This is a genomic window from Colwellia sp. BRX8-4, from assembly GCF_014077345.1.
In the GTDB taxonomy this organism is placed as follows: domain Bacteria; phylum Pseudomonadota; class Gammaproteobacteria; order Enterobacterales; family Alteromonadaceae; genus Colwellia_A.
In genome coordinates this window covers 193,568-214,750 of record NZ_JACGVS010000003.1, presented here as the reverse complement: position 1 = coordinate 214,750, position 21,183 = coordinate 193,568, and the positions used below count along the sequence as shown (strand labels likewise).

Here is a 21,183-nt window from a genome sequence, read left to right as displayed (position 1 = left end):
TTGGCCGCTCGGTAACTGCTGCTGCGTTACCCTACTCTCTACTCCCTGCATCCATGCAGTTCTGAACATATACGTTCCTTGGCATCCATGCCACCACGTTATACCGTTCATCCTGAACATATACGTTCTTTGGCATCCATGCCACCACGTTATACCGTTCATCCTGAACATATACGTTCCTTGGCAGCGAAGGTATCGATACCTAAGAGCTGTCATGACCGTTGACGTGCAAGGATGTACTAATGTATCAAAAGACAGGATGTCTGAGAGAGGCCATCCTGAACAATAAAAGCTAAAGTGCTACTTTTTAGTTGCTGAATTAATATTTTGAGCAACTTGTTGAGAAAGCCCCGTTAATGCATCAACCACTTTAAAACTCGCATTTTCCATAACAGTAAGGGCTTTTAATGCACGAGCCGAGTCTCCAGCCTTATGAGCCTTTAACGCCTCAAGCCCATGACTATGAACATCGATATGTGGGCCTTCTATTTGTTTAAAAGCGCTTTGTGTTGCATATTTTTCAGCGCCCTCCCCTTGATAAAACCATTTCCCTAATCGACACATAGTATGATCAGCAAAATCTTCAAGGCATTTATCAGACATACCTAACATCACCTTATAGACGTCAAGTTTCCAAACAACGTGATCCATTTTAACCGTCTGTAAAAATGCATCGGCTGTTGAATGAGTAATAACCGAATACATATTTTTTGATAATGACACAATACGATTCGCGGTATCTTCAATAGAAGAAGTACTGGCGCTTATTGCTTGGCTCTTCTCGCCTACTTGGCCAATACCATTAATAACATCGCCCATTTGTGTATTAACTTGCTCTATTAAGTTAGATATTTCATTGGAAGCCTCCGCTGAGCGTTGGGCTAATGTTCTAACTTCGTCAGCAACGACAGCAAAGCCTCGGCCTTGTTCTCCAGCCCTTGCTGCTTCTATGGCGGCATTTAACGCTAATAAGTTAGTTTGATCAGAAATACCTTTAATGATATTAACAAAGTCATTAATGCCAGAAGTCACTGTTTTCAATTGGTCAACTGATGTTGATGCCGATTGCGTCTCATTAGAAATCTCTGACGTGGAAATAATATTTGTTGCTAACATATCCATGATTTGATCAAAGAGTTGCTGCGACGACTGAAAGGTATCACGATGCTCAATCATACCGGTAGATGAAGATGCTAACTCTTGACGAATTTGGTCAATTAAACTTGAAGACTGCATCCAAAGCTTATTCAGATCTTCATGTGTACGAGCACGACTATCGTTAGTAGACATATCTTCAGCTAACTGAGAATTATCATTTTCGGCTAATAATAATTTTTCTTCTAGTGATTCAATACGATTTTTTAATTGGTTATTCTCAATTTTCAAACGAGAGATTTCTTCTTTGTTTTTTGCACCAAAAATCATTTTATTTTGCTACCTTTAATATCAAGTTTTATACAATTAATATATATTAAAAAACTGCTATGACTAGCGTTTTTTTACATCTTTTCATAAAGTATGTTCAAAACAAAAATCATATAAAGTTAATTCGCCAATTGGAAGTACACTAATGAATAAACAAGCAAGCGTAGTTTTTATCTTTTTAATTTTAATGTTCACTTTATCTGGTTTTAGCCAAGCTAATGACGTTAGTGATAAGCTCTCAGCCAAAAATGCTACACAATATAGCCAGCAATTTATTATTGGTGGGCAACCCAGCGAAAATGATCTCATTATGCTGTCAAAAAGTGGTATTAAAACGGTAATAAATTTACGGGGTACTGGTGAATTTGACGATTTTGACGAACAAGTTAAAGTAGAAGCCTTGGGCATGAATTATATTGCGATACCTATTCGTGGTGCCAGTGATATCAATAAAGAAAATCTCGCATTATTTACTGCTGCCATCACAAATAAAGAACAAGCTTTTGTTCATTGCGCCAGCGGTAACCGTGTTGGTGCTATGTTCGCATTAGATGCGCACTTCAATCACAATAAAAGCATTGATGAGGCGATTGTTACAGGAAAAAAAGCGGGGTTAACTAGCTTAGAAGCTACCGTTAAAAAAGTGTTAAAGACTCAATAAGGTTAACAATCCAGCTGTCTTTATGTCGTAAAGGCTCAAGAAATACTTGAGCCTTTACTCTTTGTCAGTTACAGCTAACTAAGATGTTCTATTATAAAAAATTTTTAATAGAACATCTTAGTTATGAGTAAAAACTTACAAAATATCAGTTTTTACTCATTTAACTTATAGCTTTCACTAACTGATATTAACAACCACTCGACCACGCACTTTACCTGCCATTAAATCACTGGCCACATCGACAGCTTCTACCAAGGTGATGTCGGTAGAAATATCTTCAAAAATATCGGGGTCTAAAATATCAGCAAGTCGTTGCCATGCTTCAATCCTGTCTGCGAGTGGGCGCATCACACTATCAATACCCGCTAAAGTTATGCCACGTAAAATAAAAGGTGCAACAGAGGCAGGAAAATCCATGCCTTGCGCTAAACCACAGGCTGCAACAGTACCACCATATTTCATACTCGCACAAACATTCGCTAACGTATGACTACCTACTGAGTCAATTGCGCCAGCCCAACGTTCTTTTGTCATTGGGCGACCAGGTTGCGATAACGTTTCACGGTCGATAACGGCTGATGCACCTAGTTTTTCTAGATATTTCACTTGATCAACGCGACCTGTTGAAGCAACAACTGTATAGCCTAATTTCGCTAGGATTGCGATTGAAAAACTGCCGACACCACCGTTTGCTCCGGTCACTAAAATTTCACCTTTATCTGGAGTGACGCCATTTTTTTCAAGTGCAATGACACAAAGCATCGCGGTATAACCTGCCGTACCAATAGCCATGGCTTGGCGTGGTGTAAATGCTTTTGGCAATGGGATCAACCATTCACTTTTTAATCGAGCTTTTTCAGCTAAACCGCCACAGTGCACTTCACCGACACCAAAACCATTGAGTAGTACACTATCGCCAACCTCAAACTTATCACTCTCAGTGTGTTCAACTGTTCCGACTAAATCGATACCGGGAACCATAGGGAATTGTCTAACTACCGGACCTTTACCTGTGATGGCCAAAGCATCTTTGTAATTAAGCGTGCTATGAGAAACTTTAACGGTAACATCACCTTCTGGCAGTAAGTTGTCGTCAATATCTTTAACTGTCGCGCGGTAACCTTGGTCGTCTTTTTCAATTAAAATGCCTTTAAACATCTGCTATTCCTTATTTAGACCGATCGTCTATAAATGATGAAAAAATTATCGGGGTAAACCGACTATGTAAAAATTCAGGTAATTATCTAAGGGTGAAGTATTTTGAACTAGCTTTGCTCTACTAACCGCGCCTTCCCAACCCATCCAAAAGTATTCAGCCAGTCGATCGCAATCTGCGTTTGGTGAGATTTGACCTTGCTTTTGTGCTGCTCTGAGACATGTAGCCAAGCGATGCTGCCAACAAAGGAATATATCAATCAATTGCTGTCTAAAACTTTCAGGAAGTAAATCAATTTCTTGGCCTAGATTGCCGATTAAACAACCACGCTTAAATTGATAGCGGACCATGCCTACTTTGGCGCTTTCAACGAAATGACTAATACGTGTTAAAGGAGGAAATGCTTCATCCAACAAACATGCATCTAACTTGTTAGCAAAATAATTAGCGTAGTTTTCAATGACCGCCTGACCAAAAGCTTCTTTGCTGGCAAAATAATGATAAAAAGATCCTTTGGGTACAGCCACTTTCTTTAAGATCTGATCAATTCCTGAAGAGGCAAAGCCATTTTCAGTGAGTTGTTCTAGACCACTGCGAATTAACTCCGCTTTGGTATCTTGATTTTCACGCGCTACTTTGGGCGGTCTACCGCGGCGTGCTTTAATTGCTGGAATATTCATTTATTAATAATAGACCGATCGTCTAGTTAATGCGAGTATTATTATTTTAACTGGTGGTTTATTTACATTTTGTTATGTTTTTATCGCTAAATCATTGACTACTAGGTCGAGTAATTCCATAAGTTGGCTGGCTTGTGTGCTGTTAATATGGGTAAATTTGCAACTGATTGTATTAGGAATACTTGCAGCCTTTATTTTTAATTCTTGCCCTTGTTGTGTTAATTGCACTAGGCGCTTGCGCTTGTCGTTGTCGTCTTTAATTATTTCGAGAAGGCGCTTATCAACCATTTTCTTTAAAATTTGTGTCATCGCCCCACCATCAATCATGGTTTTATCTAAAAGCTCAGCAATAGTTATTTTGTCATGCTCCCACAATGCCATCATGACCACATATTGGGGGTAAGTAATATTGAGTTCGCTTAGTGGCTCACGGTAAGCGCGAACAATACTGTTTGATGCCATATATAATCGATGGCAAAGCTGGTTTTTAAGTTTTAATTGATCAAATGACATAATACTCTCCTGAAGGTTACATTTTAATTTGCACACAAAGTATTTGCAATCAGTATTTGTTTCCTATATATTTTGCATACAAAGTAAATATTAATGACTTGGAGTTTATTATGAACGTATTAGAAAACATTGCTTACACAGCAAAAGCAACAGCAACGGGTGGCCGCGCAGGTACAGCAAAATCTGATGATGGTCGCTTAGACATAACCTTATCTACGCCAAAAGGTTTAGGTGGAGATGATGGACAAGGTACAAACCCTGAGCAATTATTCGCTGCTGGTTATGCTGCTTGTTTTATTGGTGCACTTAAATTTGTTGCTGGTGAAGAAAAAATCAGTTTGCCGAGCGAAACTTATATTAATTCAGAAGTCTCTATTGGTGCTATTGAAGGTGGTTTTGGTATTGCGGTAAAATTAGCGATATCATTAGGTGATATGGATAAAGCACAAGCGCAAACAATGGTAGATAAAGCGCATCTTGTGTGCCCTTACTCAAATGCGACACGTGGTAACATTGAAGTCGTACTTTCAGTAATTTAATATCCGACATAGTTTGACAATAAAGCACGCCTTTATAAAATAAAGCGCGTGTTTTTTTTTGCTATAAAATATCACTGAGTGAGATGCCAATACCAAACCTAGTTTGACTATAGTTATAATCGATAAGGCTTTCACCATAACCAGTAAACACCATTGCGTAGCCCCTTAGTTTACCCCACAGCGGAAAAGTAAAACCAAGCTCAGCAGCGCCGTAATGACTTCTGAAATTTTGTCGACCTTTGAAATTGAATTCATAGTCACGCCATTTATAGGCCATGCTTAACTCAAAGTTACCCATGTAATCTTCGATATCAGGGTTATCGTCTCCGTCGGGATCTAAAGCAAAAGTTTTTTCCTTCTCAGATAACCTTATCCAAGGTTTAATCGATAGCGCAAATTTTTCTTTCTCAAAAAGGATATGTGTGTAAATACGATTCCAACTACGTGATAAGTCTTGTGCTCGCCCGTTAGATTCGTGCTCTACCCCGACAATAAAGCCCGTATTACCTCCAAACGGATGCCAGTTAAGCGGTGCAAGATAGAATATTTCTGGCTGATAATTTGTTTCTCGAAAGGGTTTAGAAATGCCACTCGCATAAATTTGCCACCAGGCACTTAAGGTAAAAGCTGCGTAAAGCCCATCGCCTTCTATAAATATTTTGTCATAATTTAAGGGGACTTTAAGGCTTAGTTGAAATTTTGCTTCAACATTTTCTAAGTTGTCTTCATACCCTTCAAAGGATCTATATGCTTGCTTGTTCACTTTATTTGTTGTCATTGCTGGCAATACAAAATTCATTCTATGAGGAGTAAGCACATAAGGTTCAAACTCAGTCATTTTCTCACGTTTTATTCTATCGGTAATACCGCCTGTTCTACTCTGTAATTCTGTTTGCTCGGTCTTTTTTTGTTGTCTAGTGATATCATTTTCTTGGCTAGCACAAACAGATCTAATTTCGCCAAGCGTCATCGATTCAGCGCCAAGGGTAAACAACTTCATGACGCATGACGCTTTATCTTGCTTAGCACTTACGTATGTCGAAACAAAAATTAATATAAATGCCAATGGCAGCGGATTTTTCATTAGAGTATTCCTTTAAGTAGACAAACAAAGCGAACAGTTACAGCCGTTTTAAAAGCCAATAAGTCGCTAACGCTAAACTTTCTCGATGTAGGCAAAGTCAATGCGCTTTAAAAATTTAGGGCTATCCTGATGATAAAGGCATTAGTAATATCAACAAAAAATGCACCGACCAAAGGTAATATAATGAAAGCCATTGGTGCAGCGCCATGCGCTTTAGTCACCGCCGTCATATTCGCAATAGCGGTTGGTGTTGCCCCCAGCGCAAAACCACCAAAGCCGGCACTTAAAACAGCGGCTTGATAGTTTCGCCCCATTAATGGAAATAAAATATAAATAATAAATAACACCGCAACACAGGTCTGTACACCTAAAATTATAAATAATGGTCCGGCTAAATCAGCTAGGGTCCAAAGTTGCATACTCATCAGTGACATAGTTAAAAATAGGCTCAATGAAAAGTCAGAAACGATGGCCAATGAGCGAGTTCTAGCGGGCCAATGTAATTTAGGTAAGAGATGAGGAACCGTGTTGGACAGTAAAATTCCTGCTAACAGGCAAGTCACAAAAAGCGGTAATTTTAAACCCATCTCCATAAACATCTTATTGGCAAAAAAACCAATAATGATACAAATATGAATAACCAGTAATACCGCCATAAAACTCAGGTGGCTAAAGGACTCTGTATCCGTTTTATGATAAGCAATACCGATAGAAGGCTTTGCTGTTGATTCACTTGAAAGCTGGTACTTAGCCAATAAATATTTAGCAATAGGTCCACCAACTAAACTCGCTACAACAAGTCCAAGCGTAGCAGCTGCAACACCTATTTCAAGAGCATTAGGTACTCCAAGTTCAACAGCATCGGGAGCCCAAGCTATTGCTGTGCCATGACCGCCAATTAAAGAAACCGAGCCAGCCAACACGCCAATGGTTGATGGTAAATCAAGAAGTATTGCGCTGGTTATGCCAACAACATTCTGGATCACAATAAAAGAAAGGGTTAATACTAATAATATCAGCAGAGGTTTTCCCCCTTTAACTAAATCAGAAAACCTAGCGTTGAGCCCAATAGCGGTAAAAAAATAGACTAACAGTCGATCTCGGGTTGATAAGTCAAACGCTATTTCGCTACCCGTGAAAATATAGACTGCATAGATAAATAAAGCAGCAAGCAAGCCCCCCGTTACTGGCTCTGGAATATTAAAATCTCGGAGAAACTTAATATTTTTTGTTAAATACACACCCATAAAAAATACCACTATACCTATAGTGTAAGACATATAATTATCAAAGGGCATTTCAATCATAAGGTATATCCAATTTTACTTTTCCTCTCCATGGCAAGACTAAAAATAAGCGCGTCAATAAGGCTAATACTCATCTAACAAAATATCTCAGCTATATTGACTGATATTCTTTACGTGTTCAATAAGCAGTCACCTTAAAAGTTATTAGATTTGCTCTACCGACGACAAAGCACTTTTACACACGTCAATGTAAAGCGACTTGGCCATTGAGGAACACTTATAATTCAAATAAAACATCACTGCGAATGATATATTTAATCCCCTCAGTAATAGGTAGAGAGCTATGAATACATTGTAAAGGATGCATACCATGAGGAAAACATAATATACCGCCTACTGGGGTTCGAACATCGACATTTTTAACCCTGTCATTTCTTGATGCTGGCTGGTTGGGATCATCAGCATTGACTAAAAAACGTGTCTCTCCACCTTGAAAGTCTTCACTTAATAAGATTAAAAAAGTCATTTCACTATATCGGTCAGAATAAGCATTAGTGACTAGCTCGTCACCAATAATGCGACTACCCGGCCAAGAGCCATCAGAATGAGGCTTAAAGTAGTCAGCAGGGTTATAACGATAGAATCTAAAACGAGCATTGATCCCCAACGCTTTACGACCACCAAAAATAGCCTGTCGGTCGTCCATTAAATGCGCAATTCGTTGCCAAATAGTGCCATCAGTTTGTTCATCAACTATCCAGGTTAAACTGTCATTGTGTCGAACACTGCGCGGTAAAGAAACGGCAGCATCTGGCAAGAAACCTAATTGTTCACTAATATCGATAAGCTGCGCGCACTCATCTTTGCTCAAGACATTCAATAATTGAAATGCTCCAGGCACCTCTATCAGTTCTCGACGTTCAATATGACTGATATCAAAATCTTTGCTCAAATTAGCAGGATTAACCTGACGGTTCCCCCATGCAGGTAAAGCCGGGTGCTCTGCGCCGGCTTCTAATGCGGCGACAAAAAAGTCAGTGTTTGTGTCTATTGTTTGTTTCATATTTTACTCTTTCAATAATGGGTATACTGGCCTTAACGCATTTGCTTAGTTAAAGGGTTGTGCTGACCATAGTGTATTGCTATTGGTTGATAATGCGTAACTGGGTAAACTGGCGATGACCAGCTGCCGTGCCATGAAAACCAAAACCACTTTGTTTCGCCCCAACCCAAGGTCCAAGGCCTCCAGCGCCTTGATTAATAGCGACCATCCCCGCTTCCATTTGCTCTGCAACCTTATTAGCACCATCATGACCAAAAACCACAGCACCTAAACCATATGAGCTGGCATTGGCTCGTTCAACCGCTTCAGACAACTCATTAAAGCGACTAATAGCCACCACAGGGCCGAAGGTTTCATCTTGCTCTAAAAGCATATTAGCGGTAATACCAGTGACAACAGTAGGCTGTATATAAGGCAACTCGTAGTGATGTGTCCCTAATAAAAATTTTGCACCTTTAGCGTGTGCATCTTTAAGTTGCGATAAAACATGAGCATGCTGCTTAGGATTAACAATCGGGCCAAAGTTGACATGTTTTTGATCCCAAGCGCCCACTTGATAACGATTAGCTAAAGCCGTAACTTTCTGCTCGAATTCATCGGCGATCTGCTCATCAACATAAATGCGCTCGGTAGACGTACACATTTGCCCGGCATTTTCAAAAGAACTTGCAACAGCAAATTGTACCGCTTTGTTAATATCTGCGTTTGCCATCACAATAAGCGGATCGTTACCACCCAACTCCATAACTAAGCGTTTAAGCCCTGCTGCTGCACTTGCCATAATATGCTTACCAGCCGCGAGTGAACCGGTAAAGGCGACCATATTAATATCGGCTTCAACTAAAGCTTTGCCGGTATCTGCATTACCGTGCACTATTTGTAATACGTTTTCAGGTAATAATTTATTGAGTGTATTAACAAAAAGTTCAGCAACCAAAGGTGTTTCTTCTGATGGTTTTAACACCACACTATTACCTGCAATTAATGCAGGTAACAGCAAGTTATTCGCCATGGCCAGTGGATAATTCCAAGGCGATATAACCGCAACCACACCTAAGGGGCGATATTGCATTTGTGCATTGTTTGTTATCGCCTCACTTTTGAGCGCTTGCACTATTTCTTCAGTAAAATAAGAGGCGTTCTGAACGGTGCCAGCCACTTCATAACTTGCTCTTCGGTGATCTTTGCCCATTTCTTGGCTAATTAATAATGCCAGTTCGTCTTCAACCATAGCCAGCCCTTTATAGGCCTTGTTTACACTTTGTTGGCGTTGTTCAAGAGACAGTGCTGACCAAGCTTTTTGTGCTTGCTTTGCACGTAACACAACCGCTGCCATTTGTGGGGCTTGAGTAACAGGGACTTCGCCTAAAGGCGCTCTATTAATGGGATCGTATGAGATAAGTTTTGGCATAAAATAGTTTCCTAAGATTGCATTAACATTAATGCATCGAGAGAGTAAATTGGTTATATACTCACATTATGCTAGAGTGGTTAATTAAAGCAACCAGTATACTTTTAGTAACCACTAAGATAAAAATAGAATAATGATTACAAAAACAATAAAAACAACAAGTAACGTAAAAAAAATAAATTCACAAAGCTGTGAAGAACCCTGTCTGATTGAGCGAGGTATGCGCGTTTTAGGGGGGAAGTGGAAAGCCTCTATCCTTTGGCATTTAAAAGATGGGCCCGTACGCTTTAACGAATTATCTCGCATGTTAGGGGGCGCAAGTAAAAAGATGGTTGATCAACGCCTTAAAGAATTAGAAGTTCAAGGCTTAGTAACGCGTGAAGTTATTAGCGATCGTCCTATTGCCGTCGCGTATGAAATCACCGACTTTGGCCGTACCGCATTAGATATTTTAGAAAAGCTCAAAGATTGGACACAAGCAAACAATATTTAACTATAAAGCGGCGCAGTTGCCACGGCATTACAGTAAATTATAGCCCTTTATATGGAAAAGCAGACGGCGCTATCCTTTAACCTGAGCCTGGGACTAATAAACAGAATGCTCCAAAACGCGCTAAACCGACAGTTTATTGAAACTCTGTTATAAACGACGTGCCAAAACGTTAAAGAATCTATTTGAGTGTTATCTTAAATCCTTGCCCAAACAAAAATGGCACCTTAAAGGTGCCATTTTTATTAGGAGTAAAGCTTAAAACGGCATTTTCATCCCAGGAGGTAATTGCATACCACCTGTTAGAGCGCCCATTTTTTCTTTATTTTGTGCTTCAACGCGACGAACGGCATCGTTAAACGCGGCTGAAACTAAATCTTCAAGCATATCTTTATCGTCTGCCATTAAGCTGTCGTCAATTTCAACACGTCGAACACTGTGTCCGCCTGTCATAGTCACTTTAACCATGCCAGCACCTGACTCACCAATAACTTCCATTTTAGCTAATTCTTCTTGAGCTTTAGCCATTTTATCTTGCATTTGTTGGGCTTGTTTCATTAAGTTGCCCATGCCACCTTTCATCATAATTTTTTCTCCAAAGTTCTGTTGCCGCCAAAGATAGATCTTAACGCGACAAATATCAAGTAGCAGTTACAATGCTACAATCGAATTTTCATCTAATTGTGCTTGAAAATGAGTTTTCAAACCAATAATGATTTCATCATTTTGTAATAATTCTTTCGCATAGTCATAACGTTTATCATTAATATGTGATTGAATTTGATACGGATCATGCGAGGTCTCATCGACAATCGTCAATTCTACCGTAATTTTTCGTTGTAAAAAATCAGAGATGCATTGTTCTAACTTTTTATGAGCAACATCACTGTTTAAATGTTTAGTCGCTTGATTTAAGTTAAGTAGCAATAAATCGTCGGTAGACCTTTCATCAACGGTTGCATGTATTGCCAATTGACGCAGTCGCCCTGTTAACGACATGGCGTCAATCATATTTGCCCATTTGTCGACTTGATTAGCAGAGCGTATTTTTGCTGGATCTATCGCACTAACATCAAAAGCTTGCTCAGAAATAGATGTTAATGCAGGAACATCTGAACGAGGCTCTTCTTGAGTTATTGCTTCAAGAACATCTGGACTCTTTGTGTCTTGACGCCCTTTAGCGTCATTTGACTTTTTTGCGCTATTTTCCAACCCTTTTTTTCGACTACGTAACATGTTCCGGGTCGCTATAGCTTTTTCTATAGGCGATTGAGAAGTAGGCGTATCGATATTTGGGGCTATTTCAGCTAAATCTATAGAGGGAGGCATCGCAGGATGCACTTGCTCTGAGGGCGCATCGGGTACAGCAAAGTACTCAGGCGCAGTAATCATAGATTGTTCTTCTAAAGGGCTTGCTGTTGCTGGCGAAGCATTGCCCGTTATAAGGTTAGGTCTACTTTCTTCAGCTGAGTCTATAGAGGGAGACATCGCAGGATGCTCTTGCTCTAAGGGCGCTTCGGGTACAGCTGAGTACTCAGGCGAAGTAATAATAGATTGTTCTTCTAAAGGACTTGTTGTTACTGGCGAAGCATTACCCGTTATAAGGTTTGGTATACTTTCAGCTAAATCGGCTATAGGCTGATCAACTGATGGTTGCTCGACTAGGGGCTGCTCAACTAAAGAAGACGCAACAAAATTATCAGGTTTATTAATATTGCTTTTAGCAAAGCTTACATCGTCAAAGTCGCTGGTTTGACTGACCTGAGTATCGGGTAAACTTTCGCTATTTTTGATTGGTGTAAATGCTAATAATCTCAGTAAAAGCATATCAAAGGCTGCTTGTTCATCAGACGCATAAGGTAAGTCTTTACGGCCATTGAGCACTATTTGATAATAAAGTTGAATATCTTCAGCACTCATTGCTTTACTGAACTTATCAACCAATTGGTTATGCTCAGGCGACAAATCAAAGTGTTGACCAACAACTTGCGTCATAGCAACTTGATGGAGTAACTGAATAAGCTCTGCGGTTAAGCGGCTGTAATTAGGTGCGTATGAGGCTATATCGAGTGAAAGCAGCATTAGTGCTTTAGGATCTTGCTTTAATAAGCTTATCAGTATTTTAAAAACCCAATTTTGATCGACACCACCCAACATCTGTTGAACATTGGCGAGAGTAATACTTCCCTGCCCTTGCGCGATACTTTGGTCGGTTAAACTTAAACAATCACGCATACTGCCGCGAGCGGCTTTAGCTAATAAGGTTAAAGCACCGGGTTCAACTGAGACGTTTTCAGCGGTAAGAATTTGCTGAGTCTTTTGTTCAATTTGGCCGACGGTTAATGCTTTTAAGTGAAATTGCAAACAACGAGATAACACAGTTACCGGAAGCTTTTGAGGATCTGTGGTCGCTAAAATGAACTTCACATGTTCAGGTGGCTCTTCAAGCGTTTTTAATAACGCATTAAAGCTACTACGAGACAACATATGTACTTCATCAATTAAATAAACTTTATAACGGCCACGTGTCGGTGCATATTGAACGTTATCAAGTATTTCACGAGTATCATCAACCTTTGTTTTAGAAGCCGCATCAATTTCAAGTAAATCGATAAAACGGCCCTGGTCAATATCTTGGCATGTATCACAAACACCGCAAGGCGTTGAAGTTATCCCTTGTTCACAGTTCAAGCTTTTAGCAAAAATTCGAGCTATCGTTGTTTTACCGACACCACGAGTACCGGTAAATAAATAGGCATGATGAAGACGTTGCTGCTCTAGTGCGTTAACTAGCACAGTGACAACATGCTCTTGACCCACTAATTCTGTGAATTTTTTAGGGCGCCATTTACGTGCTAATACTTGATAACTCATATGACTGCCTAATCGCCGTTATATTGCAGTAAAGAATAAATCGATAAGCCAAGATCCGTTAAACGTTTTTCACCGCCTAAATCAGGTAATGAAATAACAAATGCAGCATCTGTAACTTCTGCACCAAGCTTTTTAGCAAGCATGAATGTTGCTTCAACAGTGCCACCAGTGGCAAGTAGATCATCAACTATCAAAACTTTATCATCTGCGGTTAGTGCATCTTGATGAATTTCTAAGGTGTCTGTTCCATATTCAAGTTGGTAACTTTGGCTAATTGTCGCTCTTGGCAACTTGCCTGGTTTGCGGACAGGAATAAAGCTAATACCAAGCGCTAATGCCAAAGGTGCACCAAAAAAAAAGCCACGAGCTTCAGTACCAAGAATCTTAGTAAAGCCAGAATCTTTATATTTAGCAGCAAATAAATCTATGGTTAACTGGTAAGCAGCCGGATCATCAAGTAAGCCGGTAATATCACGAAATAAAATGCCTGGTTTAGGATAATCAGGTACGGCGTGAATAGAGTTTTGTAAAAGAGAGAGTTCTGTATCGGTCATCGTTAGCATATCAAAAGTAAAAATTTATCATGGCTAAAGAATAAAGCAAAAGTACGATGATTTACAGTGAATAACGACTTGTATTGGTATTATTTAATTGATTTATTTCATTTACTGCATTTAACAAACTGTTTTCATTAATAGGCTTGGCAATAATGGCATGAAAATAGAGTGAACGAGTTAAAGCGATGACATCAGTAGTGTTTTGAGTTGTCATGAAAATTATAGGAGTGTTAACGGTAAAAGGTTTTTTTTGAAGGTTTTTACTTAACTGAATACCGTTCATAAAAGGCATAAGATGGTCAATAATATAGAGGTCAAAATGCTGCTGTTGCGCCTTTTCAAAGGCAGCTAAACCATTGCCTGCAGTTTCAACGATATGACCCTGTTGTTCGAGTAACGGGGTAATAAAATCTAAAACGTTCTGCTTATCATCAGCGAGTAATATAACCATAGTATTAATACTTCTTATTTTAATTAAACGAGAAAATACTAATTTGAAAGCAGAGTGAACCAACCCATTACCATAGGCAAAAGTGGCGCTGAAACTAATACAATAATCGCTGCTAATAAATGAAATATAGATGAGCTGTCTTTGAAGTCTTCGCCGTGTGACATGTTGATCTCGTTAACTTGAAAATATTCAGCGCGCATTCTAGCCGACAACAAGATTTATTTCTAGTAAAAGTTGATCTAGATCAATGATAAATCATGGCCTTTGTGGCTAGGCATAATGATTGATATTAGACTCATTTACACTTGGTCGTTTTTAAGGGGATGCAGTTAAGATGGCTTTTTGAAAAGACGACGGTTCAGTCATAATACTTGAGATAAACCGGAATATTTAGGATCACTTTGTGCGCAAATAAGGAGTAAAATTTTAAAATGTTGAATGTTTGTTGATGTCACTATACACCCGTTAGTTGTCTTAAGCAGGCAAACAGCTAATTAAATAATCATTGCCATAGCGGACATACCTAAAATCAGTTTTGAGACTGATTTCACGGTATAAAAAACAAAATAAAATTATATAATGAAAACAAAACCATAACGTCTGCAAGTTTATAGTTTTACTTGGCATTCAATATATAGACGCTAAATTCTGCTACAAAATAGTCATTCTGGATTATTAAATAGATTCTAATTACTGCTCAGCTTTTGGGTAAGAAAACTGACAGATAGATATTTCAGTAATTTATATCCAATGGTAAGAAGCAGATATTTGTATGCTAAACTTAACATTAACTTATTGAATGAAGAGTTAAACTTTATAGTAAGTTATAAAAGTTTAACTCTAAATTTTCAATATGCTATTTATTTAGCCGAGCCGACATAAATGATTTTAATCTCTTCATTTTTGTGATTAAAAACGGCTGCGATATCTTTTATTTCAACACTTGTGGTAGGTATTTTATCTTTTTTGGAGGTAAAATGGTTTAAATACGAAAAAGTATCTAACGCATCATATTTATGGGCAAAATGCGCCATTACCATATCATTACAAGTAACAGAATTAACAGCAAAGCGTTTTGAATTAATCGCAGAACTAATCATACGCAATCTCAGTGCATTTTTTAATCCATCTTTATTATTATTTCCAGCAAACACACACATTTTTGTCTCAATATTACTATCTGTTGCAATAAACTCGTACTTGGTAGCATTAGAATTGAAAGCTAATAATACGAACACTACTGCCAAAGTTAAAATTTTCATAATTGACTCCTTTATAGTTGCAAGTACCCGGTACAACTTAACTAAAACTCTCGAATAGTTAACGGGAGATAGGAAGCTATTTAACACATCCTCATCCGTACGGTTATAGGCATTTTTTGCGCCATTCAGAATTGGTAAAGCCTAATTGTATGAATAAAATGCGATTAAAATGTGTAACTAAAAGTAATATTAATTTTGAAATAATAAGTGTAAAAAAAATGGACACTAGCTAATTAAAAACTCAAAATATAGAGCAAAATCTAATGTTAGATTGGAAATATACATATTTACACCTCGGAAATATACATATTTGCAGTGCAATGTATTATATGCTGTAAAAAAAGCTGACATTTTAGTCTACTTTATACAAGGTGGACGAGCTGCAATAAATCATGCAATACAAACATGTCAACGACCGCTATCGGGCACACTCCAAAGTAATATGAATGTTCAATCATGTCCGCGTATATCAAAATATACAAAAAATTTTAGTATGTATTATAAAATGCGAATGTCTTCAAAGTGGCAAAAGTGATCATTAGAAGCCAATCTCATTTAGTGATTGGTAGTCTTAAACATTATGTGCTTTCACACTATACAAGGGCTCAATTATTTTAATGAGGCGGTCAGTCTAAAAATTTATCAAGGATAATCAACTAAATTTAACGAAGTATCTTTTGAATTGAAGGAATTTTAGCGATAAAAAAACCAGCCATAAGGCTGGTTTTTAACGCAAAGACAAAAGAAGTTAAATAGAAACGTTCTTACGTGCTGCGGTATCTTTGATATAAGTAACCCAACCTTTAGCCGTTCTACGTGACTTAGGGTCTTTTAATGCTTTTTGTACATAAACATTGGCTTGCTTATAATTTTCAAGATAAAAGTATGATTCTGCAATACTTTGGTTCAAGCGACCTTCGTTACTAACACCAATCTCGATGGCTTTCTTTAAAGCAACTATCGCTTTAGCAAATTGCTCATCTTGATTTAACAACATACCTTGCTTGCTGTAATGCTTAGATAAATTAGTCATTTTGGCTAATTCACCGTAGTAAGCAGCAGCTTTACCTATATGCTGAGCAGCATGCCAGCTGTTAGCTAAAGTAAAGAGGTTTTTGTCATCACGAGGTACAACGCCCGAATCAATATACTTTTCCATTAAAACAGCTGCTTTATGTGGAATTTGACTTTGAGCATACAAGTTAGCAAGCATCTTAATTTCGTTTTCTTTATCAAGATAGCCTTGCTTATAAGCTAGATCCAATGTCTGTAAACTTTTTGGATAATCTTCAACCATCGCATAAAACGAGGCTAATTGAGTCCAAAATAGTTTAACTTCAGGGAATAATTGCACTGCTGTTTCTAAAACTTCAACACATTCTTTAAACATCTTACGTTCATAATAAGAGTTTAATTTAAGAACATGTGGGTTTTGGTTTTTCTTATCACCAAAAACCGCGATAGCATTATCGGCAGCAGGAATAACCTTAGCGTATTGTTTAAGTTCTAAATTAGCCTGAGCTATTTTGATCCAAACATTACCATCAGTTTCCCCTGTAAATTTCATCCAAGCATCATAAGCAACAAGCGCTTCTTTATAGCCTTGTACTTGCATCTGCAAGTCACCCACTAGTTTCAGTGAGTCGGCATGCTCTTTCTCATTTAAGATATCAGGTGCAAGTGCTTTGTTAAGGTAGATAATTGCATTCTTTTCGTCACTTTTCTGCGCATACATCACGCCAATAAAACGATCTAAAAAAGCAATATCATAATCTTTTTTTGCATTTATTTCTAAAAGCAAAGTCAGAGCATTATCGATGTTAGAACCATCTTCAGCTTCAACGCCGTAAGCTTCAAAAGCTTTGGCTACCTTTTTACCAACAGTTGGACCAACAAGCTGTGTTTTACGCTCTTGTCTCTCACTCTGTTCTTCCCCTATAGCATAAGCTACAGGAGATAAAGGCAAATGAGCAATCGTTACTGAACCTATGATCAATATGGATATAAAAATCTTATTCATTCTGATTACTCCTTATTCATACTAAAGTCTAGTTGTACCGTTAAACCAGGACGACGTTGAGCAACACCGTCAACAACTTTTGGCTTGTAACGCCATTTTTTCAAAGCGCGTTTAGCCTCTCTGTCAAATATACGTTTCGGTTCTGAATCGATGACTTCAACATCTTCAACACCACCAAGTTCGGTAATGGTAAATGAAAGCTTAACCCAGCCTTCTTTACCATCACGAGCGGCTTGCTGTGGATACTTAGGGTCAATACGTACGATTGGCGATGCATCACCGTCACGTCCAAAACCAGCTCCCGGAGCAGACATACCTGAATTAGCACCAGATAATTGCACACTAGGCATATTAAACGTTAGTCCACCTGAGTTGTTATTAGCTTCAGGCTCTGGAGCTTGAGGCTTAGGTGGCGTTTTTGGCGGCGGTGGCGGCGGCGGCGGTACACGCTGTCGACGTTCTGCTGCTGACTTAGGCGGCGTAGTATTAACTTCTACAATAATATTATCTAATGGATCTTGTTTCGTCATGTCACCACTTGAAACAAGAAAAGCCATAAAAGAAAATAGTGCAAAAGTAACCGCTGCGCCTAGTAGTAATGAAACTAAAAAGCGAACCATAGACTACCCCTTCGCTGCAGCAATAGAAATTCTATCTATACCTGCATCTTTAATCGCATCCATCACTTTAACAACTATGCCATGTTTTGCATCTTTGTCTGCTTGAATGATAACAACATCAGTTGGTTGCTCTGCTAATAATTTTTCAATGTTAGCAGCAACACGTTCGACATCAACGCGACGTTTATCTAACCAAATTTCGCCATTTTCTCTAACAGCAATAAAGATGTTAGCTGATTTTTGCTTGCTTTGGTTAGCGGCTTTAGGTTTGTTAACTTCAATACCAGCTTCTTTTACAAATGAAGTGGTTACTATGAAGAAGATCAGCATGATAAATACGATGTCTAGCATCGGTGTCATATCAATTACTGCTTCTTCGTCTTCACGAATACGTTTACGTGCCATTCGAATATCTCTCTAGTGATGAGGTAAACTGTCAATCAGTTTAGCCTTTGCTAGTTTAACTTTAGCGTCTAACCTTGTACTGAAAAACACTCCTGATAACGCAGCAACCATTCCCGCCATTGTCGGGATAGTAGCCATTGATATACCAGCAGCCATCAGACGCGGATTACCTGTACCTTGTTGAGCCATTGTCTCAAACACACCAATCATACCGGTGACTGTACCTAGCAATCCAATCAGTGGACACATTGCCACTAAGGTTCTAATTGTGAGCATACGTTGCTCTAGTAATTCTGTCGCTTCGGAGATCCAAGTATCTCTAATCCGATGGGCATACCAAGATGTAGTATCTTGGCGTGCATCCCAACGATTGACGATATCGTCTTTCATTGCAGGATAAATTCTTGATAAGAACCAGTAGCGTTCAATCATCATTACCCACATCAGTAAGAGAGCGAAGGCAACAACATATAATACGTTACCACCTGTCGCAATAAAACTCCTGACAGATTCCCAAAGCTCTATCAGGAATAACATTATTTAGACTCCTTCTCAGCAATGGCAGCAATTAATCCTGCGCTTTGCTCGTCAAGCTTTTGCAATACTGACTTACTTTTACCCGCAACAACGCTGTGGATTAAGATAAGTGGTAATGCACAAATTAGACCTAATGCAGTTGTTACAAGTGCAAGAGAGATATCACCAGCCATTATTTTCGGGTCGCCTGTACCAAACAATGTAATCGTTTGGAAAGTCATAATCATACCGATTACTGTACCTAATAGACCCATTAATGGAGCAATAGCAGCAAACATTTTGATTAAGTTGATACCGCGATCGATTTTCGGTGTTTCGCGTAAAATAGCTTCATCAAGTTTAAGTTCAAGTGTTTCAGCGTCAACATTTTTGTTTTCGTGATAAACCTTGATTAAACGTCCTAGTGGATTGTTATCATTAGGCTGTTCAATATTCTTTTCTTGAGTCTTGATGCGAGAGCTAATAGTCGTTAAGAAAATCATACGCTCTAAAGCAATTAAGAAACCAATAACAAGTAATACTGTGATTGCATAACCAACAGTGCCACCTTCATGGTAGAACTCCATAAGAACTTTCTTACGAGTTTCAAGGGCTAAGATACCGCCACGTGAAGGATCTACGTATAGAGGATGATAGCCAGAAGTTTCACCAAAGAAATCAGAAGCTGTGCTAGAAATATAACCCGCTGGCTGTTTAGCCAAAGGTTGAATTTGACCAACTTCATCATTGTAGTTTAAGAAACCGTCAGCAGATACTAAGTTAAAAGTACCAATACGTGTAACAGTTTGCGTAGAGGTTGAACCATCTAAGCTTGTTACTTCAGCGCTAAACTGTGAAATTTTACCCGATTGAGTCATTTCAGTTTGTAAAGCAATCCATAACTCTTCAAGTTGCTCAAGTTCAGGTATTTTCTTAGAGTTGGCAATAACATCTAATGTTGCGCCACGTCCAGGAAATTCAGCACTTACAATTGATGTTACGATTTGACCGTAAGCATCAGCGGCAGCAGCACGAGTAACACCAAACATTTCGCCAAGAGTACCTTTAGCGTTGTCTAATTCAACTGAACGTTGCGCGATAGTAATATCGTTAGCAGCATATTCTTTAGTTAAACGGTCGTTACGTGTATTTTGATTAGCTAATTCTTTCTTAGCTTTATTCAAAAGTGCTTGCTTGTCTGCACGAGCTGAAGTGAACTCTGCTTCGCGCGCTTTATCAAGCTTGCCTTCAGAAATTCGATCGTTTTTAACTTGTTTTAATAAATCATCCAAGTCATTAGCTACGGCTGAAGTTGCTACAGTCATTGACGCAGCAAGCATTACAAAATTAATAATTTTTCTCATTATTTCGCTCCCGCTGCAAATACTGGTAATTTAGTCAAGTCTTTTGGTAATTGGTTACGCGCCATAGCGATTGCATCTTTAGTAGGCTTTAAGTATTCATCGCCTAATGCTTCCCAACCGCGTGTTTCATTGTTCCAAACCCAAACATTTTTCATGTCTAGTGATTGAGCAACTAGAGCTACACGGCCCATATGAACGAAGTCAGCAGTAATTGTACGGTCGCCTAAATCAAGCTCACCTTGGTAAGCTGCAAAAACAGTACCGTAGTTTGCTTCAATTTCGTAAGCTTCAAGTACTAAACGAAACTGTTCAGATACCGAAATATCAGAAGCGCCTAGCACGTCACGTAAATTAGCAACGCGCTCTTTACGATTTTCAATATTCACAGGAATATCTAACGCTACAAACTTGTCTAACGTATCAATCATCTTATACATAAGAGGAACGATACCTTGTTTAGTTTTGTCAATACCAGCGATCTGATCTTCTAAAGATTTGATATTCGCAAGTTGGTCATTAACCATCAATTGAATGTGATCATTGTATTGAGATAAAGTTTCAGCTTCATCAACAGTTAAACGATATTCACCTAAAAGCTCAATAGTTTGTTCATAAATACTATTGATTTTTTGTTGTGATTTTTTAGAAGCTTGAAAAGTGCTAGCTTCTGCTTTTTGTAGTTCTGATAATGCATCTGCAGAAGCGAAGTTGCTTGCTGTTAATGCTAGTGCGCCAATTATCGTCGAAGCGATAAGGCTTTTCTTGTTGCTAAATTTGGACATAGTTCCCAACCAATTGCTATTGAATGTGGATAACATGGAGATGTTAACGCAAATTTAATAATC

General features: G+C 38.6%; 23 protein-coding genes and 1 pseudogene. 3 read left to right on the top strand and 21 right to left on the bottom strand.

Features of this window, described 5'->3' with window-relative positions; all coding sequences use genetic code 11:
* Positions 1-300 precede the first annotated feature (300 nt).
* Together H4J56_RS19985 and H4J56_RS19980 are read right to left on the bottom strand one after the other, a co-directional pair.
* Positions 301-651, bottom strand: coding sequence for a CZB domain-containing protein (locus H4J56_RS19985; protein WP_259364954.1), 351 nt, complete (start codon positions 649-651; stop codon positions 301-303).
* Between the two features lie 102 nt (positions 652-753).
* A pseudogene (locus H4J56_RS19980) lies at positions 754-1,116 on the bottom strand (methyl-accepting chemotaxis protein); the annotation flags it as partial.
* 454 nt (positions 1,117-1,570) lie between these two features.
* Here H4J56_RS19980 and H4J56_RS04370 point away from each other — a divergent pair.
* Positions 1,571-2,086 (top strand): fused DSP-PTPase phosphatase/NAD kinase-like protein, encoded by a 516-nt coding sequence (locus H4J56_RS04370; protein WP_182217966.1) that lies wholly within the window; start codon positions 1,571-1,573, stop codon positions 2,084-2,086.
* A 177-nt stretch (positions 2,087-2,263) separates the two neighbouring features.
* Here the strand turns inward: H4J56_RS04370 and H4J56_RS04365 are convergent, their stop codons facing one another.
* The 3 genes from H4J56_RS04365 to H4J56_RS04355 form a co-directional block, all read right to left on the bottom strand.
* The gene (locus tag H4J56_RS04365) at positions 2,264-3,244 is read right to left on the bottom strand and encodes an MDR family oxidoreductase (RefSeq protein ID WP_182217968.1); all 981 of its coding nucleotides are present in this window, start codon (positions 3,242-3,244) and stop codon (positions 2,264-2,266) included.
* 45 nt (positions 3,245-3,289) lie between these two features.
* Positions 3,290-3,922: a TetR/AcrR family transcriptional regulator gene (locus tag H4J56_RS04360; protein WP_182217969.1), complete on the bottom strand. Its 633-nt coding sequence runs from the start codon at positions 3,920-3,922 to the stop codon at positions 3,290-3,292.
* A gap of 72 nt (positions 3,923-3,994) precedes the next feature.
* Entirely contained in the window at positions 3,995-4,435 is a 441-nt protein-coding gene (locus H4J56_RS04355) for a MarR family winged helix-turn-helix transcriptional regulator (RefSeq protein WP_182217971.1), read from the bottom strand.
* Between the two features lie 110 nt (positions 4,436-4,545).
* On the opposite strand from H4J56_RS04355, the gene H4J56_RS04350 reads away from it, so the two are divergent.
* Positions 4,546-4,974, top strand: coding sequence for an organic hydroperoxide resistance protein (locus H4J56_RS04350; RefSeq protein ID WP_182217973.1), 429 nt, complete (start codon positions 4,546-4,548; stop codon positions 4,972-4,974).
* Between the two features lie 61 nt (positions 4,975-5,035).
* Here the strand turns inward: H4J56_RS04350 and H4J56_RS04345 are convergent, their stop codons facing one another.
* The 4 genes from H4J56_RS04345 to H4J56_RS04330 form a co-directional block, all read right to left on the bottom strand.
* Positions 5,036-6,058, bottom strand: coding sequence for a phospholipase A (locus tag H4J56_RS04345; protein ID WP_259368152.1), 1,023 nt, complete (start codon positions 6,056-6,058; stop codon positions 5,036-5,038).
* Positions 6,059-6,165: 107 nt separating this feature from the next.
* Positions 6,166-7,365, bottom strand: coding sequence for a sodium/glutamate symporter (gene gltS / locus H4J56_RS04340; RefSeq protein WP_182217975.1), 1,200 nt, complete (start codon positions 7,363-7,365; stop codon positions 6,166-6,168).
* A 217-nt stretch (positions 7,366-7,582) separates the two neighbouring features.
* The gene (locus tag H4J56_RS04335) at positions 7,583-8,368 is read right to left on the bottom strand and encodes a 2OG-Fe(II) oxygenase (RefSeq protein ID WP_182243458.1); all 786 of its coding nucleotides are present in this window, start codon (positions 8,366-8,368) and stop codon (positions 7,583-7,585) included.
* Between the two features lie 79 nt (positions 8,369-8,447).
* Positions 8,448-9,779: an aldehyde dehydrogenase gene (locus H4J56_RS04330; RefSeq protein WP_182243457.1), complete on the bottom strand. Its 1,332-nt coding sequence runs from the start codon at positions 9,777-9,779 to the stop codon at positions 8,448-8,450.
* A gap of 136 nt (positions 9,780-9,915) precedes the next feature.
* Here H4J56_RS04330 and H4J56_RS04325 point away from each other — a divergent pair, with 136 nt between their 5' ends.
* A complete protein-coding gene (locus H4J56_RS04325) occupies positions 9,916-10,272 on the top strand; it encodes a winged helix-turn-helix transcriptional regulator (RefSeq protein ID WP_404842393.1) in 357 nt (118 codons plus the stop codon).
* 255 nt (positions 10,273-10,527) lie between these two features.
* On the opposite strand, the gene H4J56_RS04320 is transcribed toward H4J56_RS04325, so the two are convergent.
* The 12 genes from H4J56_RS04320 to H4J56_RS04265 form a co-directional block, all read right to left on the bottom strand.
* Complete coding sequence (locus H4J56_RS04320; protein WP_146798582.1) at positions 10,528-10,857, bottom strand: YbaB/EbfC family nucleoid-associated protein; 330 nt, start codon at positions 10,855-10,857, stop codon at positions 10,528-10,530.
* A 63-nt stretch (positions 10,858-10,920) separates the two neighbouring features.
* A complete protein-coding gene (gene dnaX, locus H4J56_RS04315) occupies positions 10,921-13,143 on the bottom strand; it encodes a DNA polymerase III subunit gamma/tau (RefSeq protein ID WP_182258932.1) in 2,223 nt (740 codons plus the stop codon).
* A gap of 8 nt (positions 13,144-13,151) precedes the next feature.
* Positions 13,152-13,706: an adenine phosphoribosyltransferase gene (gene apt / locus H4J56_RS04310; RefSeq protein ID WP_220465244.1), complete on the bottom strand. Its 555-nt coding sequence runs from the start codon at positions 13,704-13,706 to the stop codon at positions 13,152-13,154.
* 52 nt (positions 13,707-13,758) lie between these two features.
* Entirely contained in the window at positions 13,759-14,151 is a 393-nt protein-coding gene (locus H4J56_RS04305; protein WP_182221585.1) for a response regulator, read from the bottom strand.
* A 38-nt stretch (positions 14,152-14,189) separates the two neighbouring features.
* A complete protein-coding gene (locus H4J56_RS04300) occupies positions 14,190-14,351 on the bottom strand; it encodes a hypothetical protein (RefSeq protein ID WP_182221648.1) in 162 nt (53 codons plus the stop codon).
* A gap of 660 nt (positions 14,352-15,011) precedes the next feature.
* Positions 15,012-15,413: a DUF3718 domain-containing protein gene (locus tag H4J56_RS04295; protein ID WP_182230111.1), complete on the bottom strand. Its 402-nt coding sequence runs from the start codon at positions 15,411-15,413 to the stop codon at positions 15,012-15,014.
* Between the two features lie 748 nt (positions 15,414-16,161).
* Entirely contained in the window at positions 16,162-17,433 is a 1,272-nt protein-coding gene (locus H4J56_RS04290; protein WP_182230112.1) for a lipopolysaccharide assembly protein LapB, read from the bottom strand.
* Positions 17,434-17,438: 5 nt separating this feature from the next.
* Positions 17,439-18,053, bottom strand: coding sequence for an energy transducer TonB (locus H4J56_RS04285; RefSeq protein ID WP_070374081.1), 615 nt, complete (start codon positions 18,051-18,053; stop codon positions 17,439-17,441).
* A 3-nt stretch (positions 18,054-18,056) separates the two neighbouring features.
* Positions 18,057-18,458, bottom strand: coding sequence for a biopolymer transporter ExbD (locus H4J56_RS04280; RefSeq protein WP_070374082.1), 402 nt, complete (start codon positions 18,456-18,458; stop codon positions 18,057-18,059).
* A 12-nt stretch (positions 18,459-18,470) separates the two neighbouring features.
* Positions 18,471-18,995 (bottom strand): MotA/TolQ/ExbB proton channel family protein, encoded by a 525-nt coding sequence (locus H4J56_RS04275; protein ID WP_146798594.1) that lies wholly within the window; start codon positions 18,993-18,995, stop codon positions 18,471-18,473.
* Positions 18,995-20,338 carry a MotA/TolQ/ExbB proton channel family protein gene (locus tag H4J56_RS04270; protein WP_070374084.1) on the bottom strand — a complete coding sequence of 448 codons (1,344 nt, stop codon included), beginning with the start codon at positions 20,336-20,338 and terminating at the stop codon, positions 18,995-18,997. The genes H4J56_RS04275 and H4J56_RS04270 overlap by 1 nt, the downstream gene beginning before the upstream one ends.
* The gene (locus H4J56_RS04265; RefSeq protein WP_070374085.1) at positions 20,338-21,120 is read right to left on the bottom strand and encodes a DUF3450 domain-containing protein; all 783 of its coding nucleotides are present in this window, start codon (positions 21,118-21,120) and stop codon (positions 20,338-20,340) included. The genes H4J56_RS04270 and H4J56_RS04265 overlap by 1 nt, the downstream gene beginning before the upstream one ends.
* Positions 21,121-21,183 lie beyond the last annotated feature (63 nt).

Excerpts from the sequence above, each read along its gene's own strand:
- H4J56_RS04300 (WP_182221648.1), bottom strand. The coding sequence starts at position 14,351 with ATGCGCGCTGAATATTTTCAAGTTAACGAGATCAACATGTCACACGGC.
- H4J56_RS19985 (WP_259364954.1), bottom strand. The coding sequence starts at position 651 with ATGGATCACGTTGTTTGGAAACTTGACGTCTATAAGGTGATGTTAGGT.
- H4J56_RS04355 (WP_182217971.1), bottom strand. The coding sequence starts at position 4,435 with ATGTCATTTGATCAATTAAAACTTAAAAACCAGCTTTGCCATCGATTA.
- H4J56_RS04290 (WP_182230112.1), bottom strand. The coding sequence starts at position 17,433 with ATGAATAAGATTTTTATATCCATATTGATCATAGGTTCAGTAACGATT.
- H4J56_RS04275 (WP_146798594.1), bottom strand. The coding sequence starts at position 18,995 with ATGTTATTCCTGATAGAGCTTTGGGAATCTGTCAGGAGTTTTATTGCG.
- H4J56_RS04270 (WP_070374084.1), bottom strand. The coding sequence starts at position 20,338 with ATGAGAAAAATTATTAATTTTGTAATGCTTGCTGCGTCAATGACTGTA.
- gltS (WP_182217975.1), bottom strand. The coding sequence starts at position 7,365 with ATGATTGAAATGCCCTTTGATAATTATATGTCTTACACTATAGGTATA.
- H4J56_RS04345 (WP_259368152.1), bottom strand. The coding sequence starts at position 6,058 with ATGAAAAATCCGCTGCCATTGGCATTTATATTAATTTTTGTTTCGACA.
- H4J56_RS04365 (WP_182217968.1), bottom strand. The coding sequence starts at position 3,244 with ATGTTTAAAGGCATTTTAATTGAAAAAGACGACCAAGGTTACCGCGCG.
- H4J56_RS04335 (WP_182243458.1), bottom strand. The coding sequence starts at position 8,368 with ATGAAACAAACAATAGACACAAACACTGACTTTTTTGTCGCCGCATTA.
- H4J56_RS04280 (WP_070374082.1), bottom strand. The coding sequence starts at position 18,458 with ATGGCACGTAAACGTATTCGTGAAGACGAAGAAGCAGTAATTGATATG.
- apt (WP_220465244.1), bottom strand. The coding sequence starts at position 13,706 with ATGCTAACGATGACCGATACAGAACTCTCTCTTTTACAAAACTCTATT.
- H4J56_RS04330 (WP_182243457.1), bottom strand. The coding sequence starts at position 9,779 with ATGCCAAAACTTATCTCATACGATCCCATTAATAGAGCGCCTTTAGGC.
- H4J56_RS04265 (WP_070374085.1), bottom strand. The coding sequence starts at position 21,120 with ATGTCCAAATTTAGCAACAAGAAAAGCCTTATCGCTTCGACGATAATT.
- H4J56_RS04285 (WP_070374081.1), bottom strand. The coding sequence starts at position 18,053 with ATGGTTCGCTTTTTAGTTTCATTACTACTAGGCGCAGCGGTTACTTTT.
- dnaX (WP_182258932.1), bottom strand. The coding sequence starts at position 13,143 with ATGAGTTATCAAGTATTAGCACGTAAATGGCGCCCTAAAAAATTCACA.
- H4J56_RS04370 (WP_182217966.1), top strand. The coding sequence starts at position 1,571 with ATGAATAAACAAGCAAGCGTAGTTTTTATCTTTTTAATTTTAATGTTC.
- H4J56_RS04350 (WP_182217973.1), top strand. The coding sequence starts at position 4,546 with ATGAACGTATTAGAAAACATTGCTTACACAGCAAAAGCAACAGCAACG.
- H4J56_RS04305 (WP_182221585.1), bottom strand. The coding sequence starts at position 14,151 with ATGGTTATATTACTCGCTGATGATAAGCAGAACGTTTTAGATTTTATT.
- H4J56_RS04295 (WP_182230111.1), bottom strand. The coding sequence starts at position 15,413 with ATGAAAATTTTAACTTTGGCAGTAGTGTTCGTATTATTAGCTTTCAAT.
- H4J56_RS04360 (WP_182217969.1), bottom strand. The coding sequence starts at position 3,922 with ATGAATATTCCAGCAATTAAAGCACGCCGCGGTAGACCGCCCAAAGTA.